Source organism: Streptomyces sp. NPDC059897 (assembly GCF_042730865.1).
Lineage (GTDB): Bacteria > Actinomycetota > Actinomycetes > Streptomycetales > Streptomycetaceae > Streptomyces.
This window is the reverse complement of sequence record NZ_JBHWKQ010000025.1, coordinates 51,344-64,826: the sequence shown is the minus strand read 5'-3', so window position 1 is coordinate 64,826 and position 13,483 is coordinate 51,344. Positions and strand designations below refer to the sequence as shown.

Sequence of the window (13,483 nt, the reverse complement as noted above, 5' to 3'; positions counted from 1 at the left end):
GAGTCGTAGCCGTGATCAGCCAGCCGAACAGGCATTGCACGGTGGAGCTCCAAGCCCTGCCGTCGCGGATAGGTCAGGTCCGCAGAATCGTATCGGCGCAGTTGCGCTACTGGCATCTCGATCCGTTGATCGAGATGGCCGCGCTCGGTGTCACCGAGCTTCTGACGAACGTCCACCGGCACGCCGGGCCGGACAAACTCTGCACCGTGGACATCGAGCTGCTCAGCGGCATGCTCACGGTCTCGGTGCACGACCACGACCCGAGGCTCCCCGAGGTGCGGGACGCCGACAACCTCGCCACCTGCGGCCGGGGCCTCGCGATGATCGCCGCGGTCAGCGAGAGCTGGGGCGTGCGGCCGCACAGGGAAGGCGGCAAGGTCGTCTGGTTCGCCCTGTCGGCCCCCGCACCCACGATGGCCATCGCGCCCTACCCGGTGTACGCGACACATCCCGCGCGCCGCACGGACACGCGCGAGCGCCCGGTGTCCCCGCATGCTCCCGCCCGGTCGGCCGTCGCAGGCTGACCGGGCGGTGATCACCGTAGGCACGCCGCTCACTCGGTGGCGATGGCCCGCAGTACGTCCAGGCGTGCCGCCCTGCGCGCCGGGCGCAGTCCCGCGAGGGCGCCGGCGGCGAGCCCGACGAGGGCCACGACCGCCAGCTGGGCCGGTGGCAGCGCGAACGCGAAGGCGCTGTCGCTCGCCCCGTCGGACGCCTTCACCAGCACCCAGCCGAGGAAGCCGCCGAGCACGAGCCCGCCGGCCGTGCCGAACGCGGCGACGAGCACCGACTCCCAGCGGACCATCGCCCGCAGTTGCCCGCGGGTCTGGCCGACGGCGCGCAGCAGACCCAGTTCGCGGGTCCGTTCGTGCACGGCCAGGGTGAGCGTGTTGGCGATGCCGAGCAGCGCGATGACGACGGCCAGGGCGAGCAGCGCGTAGACGAGCGTGAGCATCATGTCGATGCCGGACGCCGAGGACTGCGCGTAGGCGTCGCGGGTCTGCACATCCGGATCGCCGTACGCCGCCGCGACCTTCTCGACCGCCTTCGTGCCGTCGGCCGTGGAGACACCGTCCTTGAAGGTGACGGAGATCAGCCGGTCGGCGTCCTGTGTACGGTGCGGTGCCCAGGCCTCGCGCGAGATCACGTAGTCGCCGGCGAGCTCGGACTGTCCGTACACGGCGCGGACCGTGAAGGGTTCCCTCGTGCCGTCGGTGAACGTGAGCCGTGCCGTGTCGCCGACCGCGAGGTGCCGCTTGTCGGCCTCCGCGCGGGTGATCGCGATGCCGTTCTTGCCGAGCCCGCGCATCGAGCCGTCGACCGTGCCGAGGTCGAACGACTTCGCGATCGCGGCCGGGGCGGCGACGGTGAGGGCGCGCCCCTTGCCGTCGACGTCGGCGACGCCGCTGCCGAGGCCGACCGCCGCGGCCACCTCGGGCCGCTCGGCGATCGCCGGCGCGAGCTTCGGGCTGAGTCCGCTGCCGCCCGCGCCGAACGAGGGGGTGGAGACGGCGACGTCGCCCGCGAAGGAACGGTTCACGGTCTGGTCCATGGTCGCCTTCAGCGAGGCGCCGAAGACGGTGAACAGGGAGACCACCGCGACCCCGATCATCAGGGCGCTCGCCGTGGCGGCGGTGCGCTTCGGGCTGCGCAGGGCGTTGCGCCGCGCGAGCCCGCCGGTAACGCCGCGCAGCCGGTCGAGCGGCGCGCCCAGGGCCCGTACGGCGGACGTGGACGCGACGGGGCCGAGCACGACGAACGACGCGAGGACCAGTACGGCGCCGATGCCCGCCAGCGTGATCGACGGGGACACCAGGACCCCCACGAGGGTCGCCGCGACCGCCGCCGCGCCCAGCACACCGCCGATGACGGCGCGGCGCCGCGAGGCACCCGAGTCGTCGACGGCGCTCTCGCGCAGGGCGGCCAGCGGCGCGGTGCGTCCGGCTCGCATGGCGGGCAGCAGGGCGGAGCCGACGCACACCACGATGCCGACGGCCAGCGGCAGCAGCATGGACAGCGGGCTGATCACCAAGTCCCCTTCGGGGAACGGGAATCCGATGGCGGGGAACAGCGCCTGGAGTCCGGCCGCGATGCCGATGCCGCCCGCGAGTCCGGCGGCGGACGCCACCACGGCGACCGCGCCGGCCTCGACGAGGGTCGCCCCCGCGATCTGTCGGCGGGCCGCGCCGAGCGCCCGCAACAGGGCGTTCTCGCGGGAGCGTTGGGCCACCACGATGGCGAAGGTGTTGTGGATGGAAAAGGTCGCGACGAGCAGCGCGACGCCGGAGAAGACGAGCAGGAACGTCGTGAACAGGGTGAGGAACTGGCCGGAGATCATGTCGGTGTTCTCCTGCGCCGACTCCTCACCGGTGATCGCCTCGACTCCCTTGGGAAGGCTGCCGCTCAGCGAGTCGACGAGCTCCTGCTGGCCGACACCGGGCCCCGCCCGCACCTGGATGGTGGACGCCTGACCCGGCTTCGGGGTGAGGTACTTCTCGGCGTCGGCGCGGGTCATGCCGGTGAAGGTGGTCTGCGCCATGCCGTCCTCGCCCCCGAAGGTGGCCAGGCCCACGATGGTGACCTGCACGGGGTCGGGCGTGCGCAGCGTCGTCGTGTCACCGACCTTCAGGTCACCGGTCTTCGCCGCGCCGCGGTTGACGACGACTTCGCCGCTCCTGCTCGGGGTGCGCCCCTCGGCGAGCTGGTACGCGTTGAGCTTCGGGTCGTCGATCCAGTTCCCGGCGAGGGTGGGCGGGCCCTGGCCGCCGATGGGTTCGCCGTGGGCGTCGACGAGTTGGCCCGCACCCTGGATGTTCGGCGCCGCCGCGGCGACGCCCGGGGCCTTCGCCAGCTCGTCGGCGAGCGAGGCGTCCACCGGGCGGCGGGTGCCCTGGCTCTCGCCGGGGGTGGTGATGACGCTGCCGGAGCGCACGACGGCATCCGTGCCGCTGCTGGCGCCCGCGAACATCGAGTCGAAGCTCGCGCGCAGGGTGTCACCCATGACGAGGGTGCCGGCGAGGAACGCGACGCCGAGCAGGACGGCGCTGAACGTTCCGGCGAAGCGCCGCTTGTGGGCGCGCAGCGAGGTGCGGCTGAGGCGGAGGGAGGCGTTCATGACGGCCCGCCTCCCTCGGCCGCCGCGGGTCCGTCGAAGGCCTTCATCCGGTCGAGGACCCGGTCCGCGGTCGGCCGTTCCATCCGGTCGACGAGGCGGCCGTCGGCGAGGAAGACGACCTCGTCGGCGTGGGCCGCGGCGACCGGGTCGTGGGTGACCATGACGACGGTGCGCGCGGACTGGCGGGCCGCGTCGCCGAGGAGGCGGAGCACCTCGCCGCCGGAGCGTGAGTCGAGGTTGCCGGTGGGCTCGTCGGCGAAGACGACATCGGGCCGGCCCGCGAACGCCCGTGCCACGGCGACGCGTTGCTGCTGGCCGCCGGAGAGTTCGGCGGGCCGGTGGTGCAGCCGGTCGCGCAGCCCGACGACATCGACGAGCGCGTCGAGCCACTCGCGGTCGGGGCGTTCGCCCGCCAGGTCGATCGGCAGCGTGATGTTCTCGGCGACGGTCAGCGTCGGGACGAGGTTGAACGCCTGGAACACGAATCCCACGCGGTCGCGCCGCAGCAGGGTAAGGCGTCGGTCGTCGAGGGAGCCGAGGTCGGTGTCACCGATGTACGCGGCGCCCTCGGTGAGGGTGTCGAGCCCCGCCGCGCAGTGCATCAGGGTCGACTTCCCGGAACCGGACGGGCCCATGATCGCGGTGAACCGTCCGGCGCGGAAGCCGACGCTCACGCCGTCGAGGGCACGGACAGCGGTGTCACCGGAGCCGTACACCTTGACGGCGTCGTCCACGCGTGCCGCGAGAGCGGTGGGGGTGAGCGTCGTGGCGGTGCTCATGACGCGCCGCCCTTCGCCTTGCCGTCGGCGCCGTACCCACCGTAGGTGCCGTAGTGGCCGAACTCCTCGTTCAGCACGGTCAGTCGGCGCCAGTACTCGTCCTCGTCGATCTCTCCGGCGGCGAAGCGGCGGCCGAGCACGGCGATCGGCGAGTTCTCGTCGGGGCGGGGGCCGCCCGGGCGCCACGGTCCGCGGCGGCCGCGCCAGACGGTGCGGCGCAGCAGGGTGACGACGCCTACGATGACAGCCGCCCAGATCAGCGGGAAGAACAGGATCCAGGGGCCGGGTCCGTTGCCGGGCCCGAATTCCGCGAGGGTCTGCATCCGACTCATCTCCTCTTGCTCCGGTGGCGCCCTGGCGGTGTGCCGGGGAGTCCACGTGTGGTGATGACTCGAGCGTCCCGCCGGGAGGGGGTCCGGGTCGTCGTACGGCCAGCGGCACCGCGCGTACCTCCCCGGGAGTACGCGGGAGGGGCGGGGCTGCTCCCGGCCGGTCGGCAGACCCAGGTATGTGTCAGGGGCAGCGTCAGGGACGAGTCCGGGTGAGCCCGCATGTGTACGGGTCCCGGCCGGGCGGAGGATCAGTCCGTGACCACTCCACGACGAGACACCTTCAGCCGACGGCCCGCCCTCAGCCGACGGCTCGCCTTCAGCCGACCCGGTGCGCCCGGCCGGCTGCTCGCTCCGGCGGTGTGGGCCGCCGTGGTCGTGGCCATGCTGGCGGCGCTGCTGGCTCCCCGGGACACCGACCCGGGGCTCAGCCAACTCTCCCTCACGGTCAGCGACTTCGCGGCGCTGGACCGCGGCGGCCCGATCGAGACCGCGATGGCCGCGCTCGGCCTCGTCTCGCTGGCCCTCCTCGCGGTGGCGAGGAGACGGCTCCCGGCGATGCGCGGGCTGCCGTCCGTGCTGCTGGCGATATGGGGCGCGGGTCTGGTCCTGGCGGCCGTGGTCCCGACGGATCCGCTCACGACGCAGCTGACCGGTTCCGCGTATGTGCACCGCTACGCGTCCGTCGCGGCGTTCGCCGCCCTGCCGGCGGCCGGTCTCGTGCTGGCGGGGCGACTCGGCTCCACGGCGGGGCGCACCGTGTGGTGGCTGCGTGTGCTCTCCCTGCTCGCGGTGGCCGGGGCCGGGGTGATGGCGTACTCGGCGGGGCCGGGTGGGCGGGAGCTGATCGGGCTGGTGGAGCGGGTGATGCTCGGATGCGAGGTGATCATGCTGGGGGTGCTCGGGCGGTACGTACAGCGCATGGCCCCCAGGGGCGGATCCCGAGGAGAGGCATTGAATCTGTAACTACTGGTATGTACGGTGACACCATGGCCACCACCCAGGATCGACTGATCGAGACCACCCGCGAGCTCCTGTGGGAGCGCGGCTACGTGGGCACCAGCCCGAAGGCGATCCTGCAGCGCGCGGGGGTCGGCCAGGGCAGCATGTACCACCACTTCACCGGCAAGCAGGACCTGGCGCTCGCCGCGATCCGGCGCACCGGGGAGGAGATGCGGACCCTGGTCGACCGGGTGCTCGGCGGGGGCGGTTCGGCGCGCGAGCGGATCGAGGCGTACCTGCTGCGCGAGCGCGATGTGCTGCGCGGCTGCCCCGTCGGCCGGCTGACGATGGACCCGGACGTGATCACCAGCGACGAGCTGCGGGAGCCCGTCGCCGAGACGATCGCCTACGTCGAGGGCCGGATCGCCGACGCCGTCCAAGAGGGTGTGGAGAGCGGCGAGTTGGCGGCACGCCTGGTGCCGCGGGAGGTCGCGGCGACGGTGGTGGCGACCGTACAGGGGGGCTACGTCCTGGCGCGGGCGTCGGGCGACACGACAGCGTTCGACGCGGGTGTACGCGGCCTGCTCGCACTCCTCTCCCCCGCCCCGCCCGCCACCGCGCCCGCCGCCGTCGCCGCCGACCACTGAGGACGCGCTCCATGCACGCGATGCAGTACGAGATCACGTTGCCCGCCGACTACGACATGAACATCATCCGCAGCCGCGTGGAGACCAGGGGTCACGCGCTCGACGACTTCCCCGGCCTCGGCGCCAAGGCGTATCTGATGCGGGTGCGCGGCGTGGCCGGTTCGCCGGTGAACCAGTACGCCCCGTTCTACCTGTGGAACGCGCCGACCGGCATGAACGCCTTCCTGTGGGGCCCCGGATTCCAGGGCATCGTCGCCGACTTCGGGCGCCCCGTCGTGCAGCACTGGACGGGCATCGCCTACGAGGAGGGGGCGGCGGCCACGACGCGACCGCGGACGGCCGTGCGGCAGCGGACGCCGATCGAGCCGGGGGCCGACCTCCCGAAACTGACCGCCGAGGCGGTCGACGGGACCGCACAACTCGCCCAGGAATCGGGCGTGTTGTTCGCCGCGTCGGCCATCGACCCGCGCACCTGGGAGCTACTGACCTTCTCGGTGTGGGAACACGACACACCCAAGGCCCCCGGCGACCGGTACCAGGTGTTGCACCTCTCGCAGCCCGAGCGCGCGGGCCTGACGCACGGGCGGCAGTGGTGAGCGGGGCCGCCCCGGCCCGGCCCGACCTGACCCAGCCCGACCTGACCTCGGATCCGGTATTGCACCGAGCGATCCAAAACAGGTAGCGTTCCCGTATGGCCCGACCGAGGATGTTCGACGAGGAGCGGGCCCTGGACGCGGCGATGCACGCCTTCTGGGAGAACGGCTATGAGGCCACTTCCACCCAGGACCTGTGCACCGCCACCGGACTGGGGCGCAGCAGCATCTACAACACGTTCGCCAGCAAGCACGACCTGTTCACGCGCTCGCTGAACCGGTACATCGAGCGGATGACCGCGGCCCAGATGGAGATCCTGGAGGATGCGGAGCGAGCGCCGCTCGACCGGATCCGGGCCTTTCTCGCGAGGACGGTCGACACCGAGGCCGGGACTCGTAAGGACGGGCACAGCCGTGGGTGCCTCACGGTGAACACGACCGTGGAGCTGGCGGGGCGCGATCCGGAGGCGGCGCGCCTGGTCGAGCGGGACCTCGCCGTCCGGCTCGCGGCCTTGAGGTCCGTGATCGCGGCCGGGCAGACGGATGGCTCGATCGCCTCGAAGCGGGCTCCGGAGGAACTGGCACGTTTCCTCAACACCGTGATCGGCGGGATGCGTGTCGCCGGGCAGGGGGGCGCCGACCGCGCCACCCTCGAGGCCACCGCACGCATCGCACTGGACACCCTCACCGGTTAGCCCACCCCACGCGCGCGTAAGCACACGCACGTAAGCACGCGCGCGTAGACACACGCACGTAAGCACGCGCGCGTAGACACACGCACGTACGCACGAAGGTCGGGCACTCCGGCCCGATCAGTCATGCCCCACTTTTGTACTGCTCCATCCAAAACTCCAAAACTAGCCACTCCCGTGGAGGGACACACCCATGCCACGCGCCGTATACGTCCTCGCCCTCGGCATCTTCGCCATGGTCACCAGCGAGTTCGTCGTCGCCGGTCTGATGCCGCAGATGGCGGACGGACTTGACGCGACGATCCCGCAGATCGGGTATCTCATCACCGCCTTCGCCACGGCCATGGCGTTCGGCGGGCCGTTCCTCACCGTCGCGCTTCTGAAAGTGCCTCAGAAGCGGGCACTGATGGTGCTGTTCGCCGTGTTCCTCGCCGGCAATGTGCTGGCCGCGACCGCGTCGACGTACCCGGTGATGCTGGTGGCGCGGGTCGTCACCGGCGTCGCCTCGCAGGCCTTCTTCGGGATCGGGCTCGGCATGTGCGCGCAGCTCACCCGGCCCGAGGTGCGCGGCCGCGCCGTCTCCGTGGCGCTGAACGGGCTGATGCTCGGCACGCTGCTCGGGCTTCCGCTGGCCACGTTCATCGGTGACCGGTTCGGCTGGCGCGCCGCGTTCTGGGTGATCTCGGGGATCGCGGTGCTCGCCGCGGCGGCGACGCTCGTCGGGGTGCCGGATGTGGCGAAGGGCGAGGGGGCCGGTCAACTGCGGGAGGAGTTCGGCGTGTTCCGGTCCGCTCGGCTGTGGTTCACGCTGTCGACCAGCACGCTCGTGATCGGTGCGACGTTCGCCGCGTTCAGCTATCTCGGCCCGATCCTCACCGAGGTCTCCGGGTTCGGCGCGGGCACCGTGCCGCTCCTGCTCGTCGCCTACGGGGCGGCGACCGTCATCGGCAACACGGTGACGGGTCGGCTCGCCGACCGGCACACCCTGACCGTGCTGCTGGCCGGGCTCGCCCTCAACTCCCTCTTCCTGCTGGGCTTCGCGCTGTTCGCGCAGGTGAGTGCGGCCGCCGTGGTGTGCATGCTGGGCATCGGCCTCGTGGGTGTCACCATGAACCCCGCGATGGTGGTCCGCGTACAGCGCAGGGGGAACGCGGGGGCGCTGGTGAACACCGTGCACTCCTCGTTCATCACGCTCGGCATCGTCATCGCCACCTCGGTGGGCGGTGTCGTCATCGACGCGTACGGGCTCCGGGCCCCGCTGTGGGTCGGTGTCGCGCTCGCACTCGCCGGGATCGCCTCGCTGGTACCGGATCTGATGGCCCGTAGGAACCAGGCCCCTGCCCCGCAGCAGGAGCCGGTCGTGGAGGCCGTCGGCGTCAGCCCCCGCTGAGGGCTCCCAGCGGGTCGTCCAGCACCGGCTGCCAGGCCAGTTCCGCCGCGCCCACCAGGCTGTTGTGGTCGAGCGTCGACGCCAGGATCGGGACGCTGCCGCTGCGCCCCCACAGGCTGCGGTCCGCCACGACGGCCCGCAGCCGCTCGGGGTCGGCGTCGAGGAGGGTACGGTGCAGGCCGCCGAGGACGATGCGGTCCGGGTTGAGGATGTTGACCAGTCCGGCGAGTCCGAGGCCGAGGCGGTCGATGAGGAGCGCGGTCGCCGCGCGGACGTCGGGGTCGTCCTTCGCCATCGCCATCAGGCCGCGCGCCTGGGAGAGCAGCGAGCCGCCGGGGTCGGGGGCGCGGCCCGCCGCGGTGAGGAAGGCAAGGGGGTCGGCCTCGACGTCCAGGCAGCCGCGGCTCCCGCAGTGGCAGGGGCGGCCCTCGGGGTTCACCGTGAGGTGGCCGACCTCCAGGGCGAGGCCCGAACTGCCGGTGTGCAGATGGCCGTCGAGGACGAGGGCGCCGCCCACTCCGCGGTGTCCGGTCGCCACCAGCAACAGGTCGCGGGCGCCGCGTCCCGCGCCGTGCCGGTGCTCGGCGAGCGCGCCCAGGTTGACGTCATTGGCCGCGAACGCGGGGATGTCCAGGCCCGCTTCCCGTACGCAGTCGGTGAAGATCTGCCGCACCGGCGCGCCCACCGGCCAGGCCAGGTGGAGCGGATTGAGGGCCGTGCCGTCGGGTTCGGCGACCGCGGAGGGGACGGCGAGGCCCGCGCCCACGCAGCGTCGGCCCGTGGTTTCGAGGAGCCGGACGCCCGCCTCGACGACCGAACGCAGGACGTCCGCCGGGTCCGGGTCGATGATCTCGCAGCCAGGCGTGGTGGCGACGATGCCGCCGCCGAGGCCGACGAGCGCCGCCCGGTAGCCGTCGGAGTGCACCTGTGCCGCAAGCGCGACCGGGCCCTCGTCCGCGACGGAGAGGCGGTGCGAGGGGCGGCCCTGCGAGCCGGATGCCGCGCTGGGCTTCGCGTCGATGCGGATGAGGCCGAGCGCCTCCAGCTCCGCGGCGACGGCGCCCGCGGTCGCGCGGGTCACACCGAGTTCGGCGGTGAGCACGGCGCGGGTGGGCGCCCGCCCGGTGTGGACGAGTTCGAGCGCGGGTCCGAGCGCGCTGCGCCCCCGCTCCAGACGTGGCGGCCGCCCGGCCGTGTCGCCCACCCTGTGGCCCCCGGTCCCGGAGGCCGCCTTGCCGCCGCCCATCAGCAACTCCTCGCCCTGATCACGCTCAGGAATGGTAGCCGCTGAACGCCCCGCGGCCGATCCGCGCGCCCACCTTCCCCAGCGGCCGGTCCGCGCGCCCACCTTCCCTACAGGCCGCTGACCCGGAGCGTGATGTTGAGCCGCCCGCTCAGGCCGAGCCCCGGCGGCGCCGTCCCCGGCTCGGTCCTCGGCACCCCGTGGTACGCGAACCGCGCGTCGCCGCCGAACACGAACAGGTCCCCGCTGCGCAGCTCGACGTCCGTGTACGGCTTCGTACGGGTCTCGGTGTTGCCGAACCGGAAGACGCAGGTGTCACCGAGGCTGAGGGACACCACCGGCGCCGCCGACTTCTCGTCGCGGTCCTTGTGCATGCCCATGTGGGCGTCGGTGTCGTAGTAGTTGATCAGGGCGATGTCGTACGGGTCTGTGGTGTGTCCGGCGCCGTAGGCCGCCGCGACGGCGCGCCGGCCGAGCGTCTCCAGCTCCTCCGGCATGGGCTTCACCGCCTCCCCGTCGCCGTCGACGGCGGTGCGCGCGTACCCGTACGGGAACCAGTGCCAGCCGAGACCGAACTGCCGCACGCTCATCCGGCCCCCGCCCGGCAGCCGCACGTCGCGCAGGCCCGCGGGCGGGCGCGCCCACGTCCGGCACAGTTCGACCAGGTGCCGCTGTTCGCCCGCGTCGAGCCAGTCGGGGACGTGGACGGCGCCGGGGGCGATCTCCGTGCGGTCGCGGGCGAACAGTTCGTTCATGGGTTCCAGTGTTCCCGATGACACCTGGACCGGTCGTGGCGGTCACCTCAGTAGGGTCGGAGCTGGTCCTTCTTCGCCGTCTTCCCCGGCCGCGCGGCCGTGTCCTTCGGGTACGAGATGTGGTTCGGGTCGCCGTCGGACGTGTAGCGCGCGAGCTTCCCCGCGGCCAGCTGGTCGAGCCAGTGCTCGGAGCTGTACTTCGCGTCCTTGCCCTTGGCGGGGGCCGAGCGGACGCGCGGGATGCCGACGGGGTCGAAGTCGTCCGCGTACGGGGACGGGGCCGGGTTCGCGCCGACGAGGTAGACGCCCCGGTTCCTGTACTTGGTGCCGGAGGCGCTGCCGGTCAGGGCGAGGTCGGCGGGTTCGGGCCGGATGCCGTACGGGAGGGCGAGGGAGCGGACCCGCGCGCCGGGGACGTCGCGCTCGATGGAGCGCTGGCCCGCGGCGATCTGGGCGCGCGCCTTGGCGGGGCCGCTCTGCGCGAGGTTCGCGTGGTCGAGGGTGTGGTTGCCGATCTCGAAACCGTTCTTGTGCAGCCAGGTCAGGGCCTTCTTCTGGCCGGTGGCTGCGAAGGCGTCGCCGTTCACGAAGAGGGTGGCGCGGGCCTTGAAGTCGGGGTGCTCGCGGGCGACGGCGCGCAGGACACCGATCGCCGAGTTCTTGGTGGGTTCGCCGTCGGCGCCGAGGCGGAACTGGCTGTCGGTGGAGTCGTCGAAGGTGAGGACGACCGGGTGGGCGCCGGCCGGGATGTCGATCCTCCCGGTTTCGAAGTCGCCCGCGGTCACGGGCACGTATCCCTCGCGCGCCAGGCGTTCCAGTTCGGCGCGGAGGTCCTTGGGTGTCCGGTCGTAGGCGCTCTTCGGCTTCTCGAGTACCTGGTGGTACATGAGCACGGGCACGGCGCCGAGCTCGTTGGCGCGCACCTTGTCCGGGGCCGGAGGTTTGGCCGGTTTCGCTGCCCCGGAAGAGTGTCCCGAGGTCGGGGAACGGGAAGCCTGCCCGTCACCGGCGGACTCAGGGGACTCGGCCCCGTCATTGGGCGCACCACTCCCGGTACCGCCGCAGGAGACCGCGGCCATCGCAAGGACCAGAGCAGCTACGACAGTTGTGCCGGACCGCCGAACCCGACGGAGACGGCGCACTCGATCGAGACGGCGAACCCGACGGAGACGGTGAACCCGACGGAGACGGTGAACCCGACGAGGGCGGTGAAGTCGGTGACGGCGGTGAACCCGGCGAAGACGGTGAGCACGAAGAAGGCGCAGTAGACCACGACCACGACGCACGAGACCTCCTGGAGGATCTGCTGATGCGGCTCGACTGGAAGAACTGGCTCCGCTCCCCCACCTCCCGCACATCCGGTTCCGTTTCCGACCCTGCGGCCAGCTCTTCCCCGGCGGGCTTCCCGTACAGACGGCCGATCATCCTCGTCTGCGTACTGCTCGCACTGGTTCTCGCCATAGGCGGCACACTCTCGCTACGCGCCGCACACGGGACCGCCCTGAACCTCGTCGGCCTGCCGAACGACGGCAGGCTGGGCGCGCAGCTCCTGCGCACTGGCGAGTTCGAGGTCACCGGCGCCGAGGGCGCCGAACTCAAGGGCACCAACGTCACCCTCGACGGCGAGCCCCTGCGGACGCGGGCCGCGCACGGCGGCGCCGGCCCCCTCACCGTCGGCCTGGGTGACATCAAGGACGGCACACACGAACTGCGTGTCACCCAGCCCGGTTCCTGGCCCGCAGGTGACACCGAGGTCGTCCGAAAACTGACGGTCGACACCGAGGCACCCCGCCTCGAGGTGGCCGACACCAAGGCGGCCGGCTTCCGCGAGCCCGTCACCGTCAAGGGCACGGCGGCCGGCGCGCGGAAGATAACCGTCGCGGGGCGTACGGCGAAGCCCGCGAAGGACGGGGCATTCGCCGTCCGGCTCCCGCGTCCACCGGGGCGTACGACGGTCACCGCGACCGACGCCGCGGGCAACACCGCCCGCCACGAGGCCGAACTCACCGTGCACCGACCGGTGTTGAAGGCCGTGCACGTCAGCGCGCAGGGCTGGGCCTCCGACGCGCTGCGCGGGCCGGTCATGAAGATGCTGAAGCAGAAGAAGATCAACGCCGTGCAGCTCGACATCAAGGACGAGCTGGGCGAGATCGGCTACGCCTCGAAGGTGCCGCTCGCGAAGAGCGTCGGCGCCACCAAGGGGTACTACGACGCGAAGAAGGCCATCAAGGAGATCCACGCCGCGGGCGGCACGGTCGTCGGCCGCATCGTCGCCTTCCGCGACCCGATCCTCGCCACCAAGTCATGGAAATCCGGCCACCGCGACCGGGTCGTACAGACCCCGGGCGGGGGCGCCTACAACGGCGGCAGCTACGGCCAGCTGTCGTTCACCAACTTCGCGGACAAGGAGGTCAGGAAGTACAACATCGACCTGGCCGCGGAGGCCGCGAAGCTGGGCTTCGACGACATCCTCTACGACTACATCCGCCGCCCCGACGGCCCGATGTCGAAGATGTCCTTCCCCGGCCTCGGTGACACCAGCCCTGAGCAGTCCGTCGCCGATGTCGTCGGCGAGACCCGCGCCGCCGTGCGCAAGTACGACGCGTTCCTCGGTGTCTCGGTGTTCGGCATCGCCGTCGACCGGCCGAAGGAGATCGCCCAGGACGTCGGCCTGCTCGCGCAGGAGTCCGACTACATCGCGCCGATGATCTACCCCTCGCACTGGGCGAAGGGCGAGTACGGCGTGTCCGACCCCAACTCCCACCCGTACCCGATCACCAAGCGCTCCCTCGCCGCGTTCGCCAAGAAGACCCGGCACACCGACGCGCAGATCGTCCCCTGGATCCAGGACTTCTCCCTCGGTGTCTCCTACGGCGACAAGGAGGTCCGCGCCCAACTCGACGCGGCCCGCTCCGACGGCATCAAGGGATTCCTGCTGTGGAATCCGGGGGTTCAGTACCACGAGGGGGCGTTGGGCTGAGGCATGCGGGGGGGGGCG

The 13,483-nt window shown here is 72.1% G+C and carries 14 protein-coding genes; 7 read left to right on the top strand and 7 right to left on the bottom strand.

Features of this window, described 5'->3' with window-relative positions; translation table 11 throughout:
- Window positions 1-11: 11 nt before the first annotated feature.
- Window positions 12-524 (top strand): ATP-binding protein, encoded by a 513-nt coding sequence (locus ACFV9W_RS25610; RefSeq protein WP_385764825.1) that lies wholly within the window; start codon window positions 12-14, stop codon window positions 522-524.
- A gap of 29 nt (window positions 525-553) precedes the next feature.
- On the opposite strand, the gene ACFV9W_RS25605 is transcribed toward ACFV9W_RS25610, so the two are convergent.
- Genes ACFV9W_RS25605 through ACFV9W_RS25595 form a run of 3 tightly spaced genes read right to left on the bottom strand, consistent with a single transcriptional unit; the run spans window position 554 to window position 4,217 of the window.
- Complete coding sequence (locus tag ACFV9W_RS25605; protein ID WP_385764823.1) at window positions 554-3,115, bottom strand: ABC transporter permease; 2,562 nt, start codon at window positions 3,113-3,115, stop codon at window positions 554-556.
- Window positions 3,112-3,894 (bottom strand): ABC transporter ATP-binding protein, encoded by a 783-nt coding sequence (locus tag ACFV9W_RS25600; protein ID WP_385764820.1) that lies wholly within the window; start codon window positions 3,892-3,894, stop codon window positions 3,112-3,114. Before ACFV9W_RS25600 ends, ACFV9W_RS25605 begins: the two co-directional genes overlap by 4 nt.
- Window positions 3,891-4,217, bottom strand: a complete 327-nt coding sequence (locus tag ACFV9W_RS25595) for an SHOCT domain-containing protein (protein ID WP_385764818.1) — start codon at window positions 4,215-4,217, stop codon at window positions 3,891-3,893. Before ACFV9W_RS25595 ends, ACFV9W_RS25600 begins: the two co-directional genes overlap by 4 nt.
- 264 nt (window positions 4,218-4,481) lie before the next feature.
- Between ACFV9W_RS25595 and ACFV9W_RS25590 the strand changes: the two genes are divergently transcribed.
- From ACFV9W_RS25590 to ACFV9W_RS25570, 5 genes are all read left to right on the top strand, one after another.
- Entirely contained in the window at window positions 4,482-5,189 is a 708-nt protein-coding gene (locus tag ACFV9W_RS25590) for a DUF998 domain-containing protein (RefSeq protein WP_385764816.1), read from the top strand.
- 8 nt (window positions 5,190-5,197) lie between these two features.
- A complete protein-coding gene (locus ACFV9W_RS25585) occupies window positions 5,198-5,812 on the top strand; it encodes a TetR/AcrR family transcriptional regulator (RefSeq protein ID WP_385764814.1) in 615 nt (204 codons plus the stop codon).
- An 11-nt stretch (window positions 5,813-5,823) separates the two neighbouring features.
- Window positions 5,824-6,408 carry a DUF4865 family protein gene (locus ACFV9W_RS25580; RefSeq protein WP_385764812.1) on the top strand — a complete coding sequence of 195 codons (585 nt, stop codon included), beginning with the start codon at window positions 5,824-5,826 and terminating at the stop codon, window positions 6,406-6,408.
- 95 nt (window positions 6,409-6,503) lie between these two features.
- On the top strand, window positions 6,504-7,100 hold the full coding sequence (locus ACFV9W_RS25575) for a TetR/AcrR family transcriptional regulator (RefSeq protein ID WP_385764810.1): 597 nt from the start codon (window positions 6,504-6,506) through the stop codon (window positions 7,098-7,100).
- A 190-nt stretch (window positions 7,101-7,290) separates the two neighbouring features.
- Window positions 7,291-8,487, top strand: coding sequence for an MFS transporter (locus ACFV9W_RS25570; RefSeq protein ID WP_385764808.1), 1,197 nt, complete (start codon window positions 7,291-7,293; stop codon window positions 8,485-8,487).
- Here ACFV9W_RS25570 and ACFV9W_RS25565 read toward each other — a convergent pair.
- The 4 genes from ACFV9W_RS25565 to ACFV9W_RS25550 all read right to left on the bottom strand — a co-directional run bounded on the left by ACFV9W_RS25565 (window position 8,474) and on the right by ACFV9W_RS25550 (window position 11,764).
- The gene (locus ACFV9W_RS25565; protein ID WP_385764806.1) at window positions 8,474-9,733 is read right to left on the bottom strand and encodes an ROK family protein; all 1,260 of its coding nucleotides are present in this window, start codon (window positions 9,731-9,733) and stop codon (window positions 8,474-8,476) included. The genes ACFV9W_RS25570 and ACFV9W_RS25565 overlap by 14 nt on opposite strands.
- Window positions 9,734-9,840: 107 nt before the next feature.
- Complete coding sequence (locus tag ACFV9W_RS25560; protein ID WP_385764804.1) at window positions 9,841-10,485, bottom strand: alpha-ketoglutarate-dependent dioxygenase AlkB family protein; 645 nt, start codon at window positions 10,483-10,485, stop codon at window positions 9,841-9,843.
- A 47-nt stretch (window positions 10,486-10,532) separates the two neighbouring features.
- Window positions 10,533-11,408 (bottom strand): polysaccharide deacetylase family protein, encoded by an 876-nt coding sequence (locus ACFV9W_RS25555; RefSeq protein WP_385764803.1) that lies wholly within the window; start codon window positions 11,406-11,408, stop codon window positions 10,533-10,535.
- A 173-nt stretch (window positions 11,409-11,581) separates the two neighbouring features.
- Window positions 11,582-11,764, bottom strand: a complete 183-nt coding sequence (locus ACFV9W_RS25550; protein ID WP_385764801.1) for a hypothetical protein — start codon at window positions 11,762-11,764, stop codon at window positions 11,582-11,584.
- Window positions 11,765-11,794: 30 nt separating this feature from the next.
- Between ACFV9W_RS25550 and ACFV9W_RS25545 the strand changes: the two genes are divergently transcribed.
- The gene (locus ACFV9W_RS25545) at window positions 11,795-13,465 is read left to right on the top strand and encodes a putative glycoside hydrolase (protein WP_385764799.1); all 1,671 of its coding nucleotides are present in this window, start codon (window positions 11,795-11,797) and stop codon (window positions 13,463-13,465) included.
- The last annotated feature ends 18 nt before the right edge of the window (window positions 13,466-13,483 follow it).

What these genes read in the sequence shown, in the direction of transcription:
- ACFV9W_RS25585 (WP_385764814.1), top strand. Translation starts at nt 5,198, where the DNA reads ATGTACGGTGACACCATGGCCACCACCCAGGATCGACTGATCGAGACC.
- ACFV9W_RS25560 (WP_385764804.1), bottom strand. Translation starts at nt 10,485, where the DNA reads ATGAACGAACTGTTCGCCCGCGACCGCACGGAGATCGCCCCCGGCGCC.
- ACFV9W_RS25565 (WP_385764806.1), bottom strand. Translation starts at nt 9,733, where the DNA reads ATGGGCGGCGGCAAGGCGGCCTCCGGGACCGGGGGCCACAGGGTGGGC.
- ACFV9W_RS25600 (WP_385764820.1), bottom strand. Translation starts at nt 3,894, where the DNA reads ATGAGCACCGCCACGACGCTCACCCCCACCGCTCTCGCGGCACGCGTG.
- ACFV9W_RS25605 (WP_385764823.1), bottom strand. Translation starts at nt 3,115, where the DNA reads ATGAACGCCTCCCTCCGCCTCAGCCGCACCTCGCTGCGCGCCCACAAG.
- ACFV9W_RS25595 (WP_385764818.1), bottom strand. Translation starts at nt 4,217, where the DNA reads ATGCAGACCCTCGCGGAATTCGGGCCCGGCAACGGACCCGGCCCCTGG.
- ACFV9W_RS25580 (WP_385764812.1), top strand. Translation starts at nt 5,824, where the DNA reads ATGCACGCGATGCAGTACGAGATCACGTTGCCCGCCGACTACGACATG.
- ACFV9W_RS25575 (WP_385764810.1), top strand. Translation starts at nt 6,504, where the DNA reads ATGGCCCGACCGAGGATGTTCGACGAGGAGCGGGCCCTGGACGCGGCG.
- ACFV9W_RS25570 (WP_385764808.1), top strand. Translation starts at nt 7,291, where the DNA reads ATGCCACGCGCCGTATACGTCCTCGCCCTCGGCATCTTCGCCATGGTC.
- ACFV9W_RS25545 (WP_385764799.1), top strand. Translation starts at nt 11,795, where the DNA reads ATGCGGCTCGACTGGAAGAACTGGCTCCGCTCCCCCACCTCCCGCACA.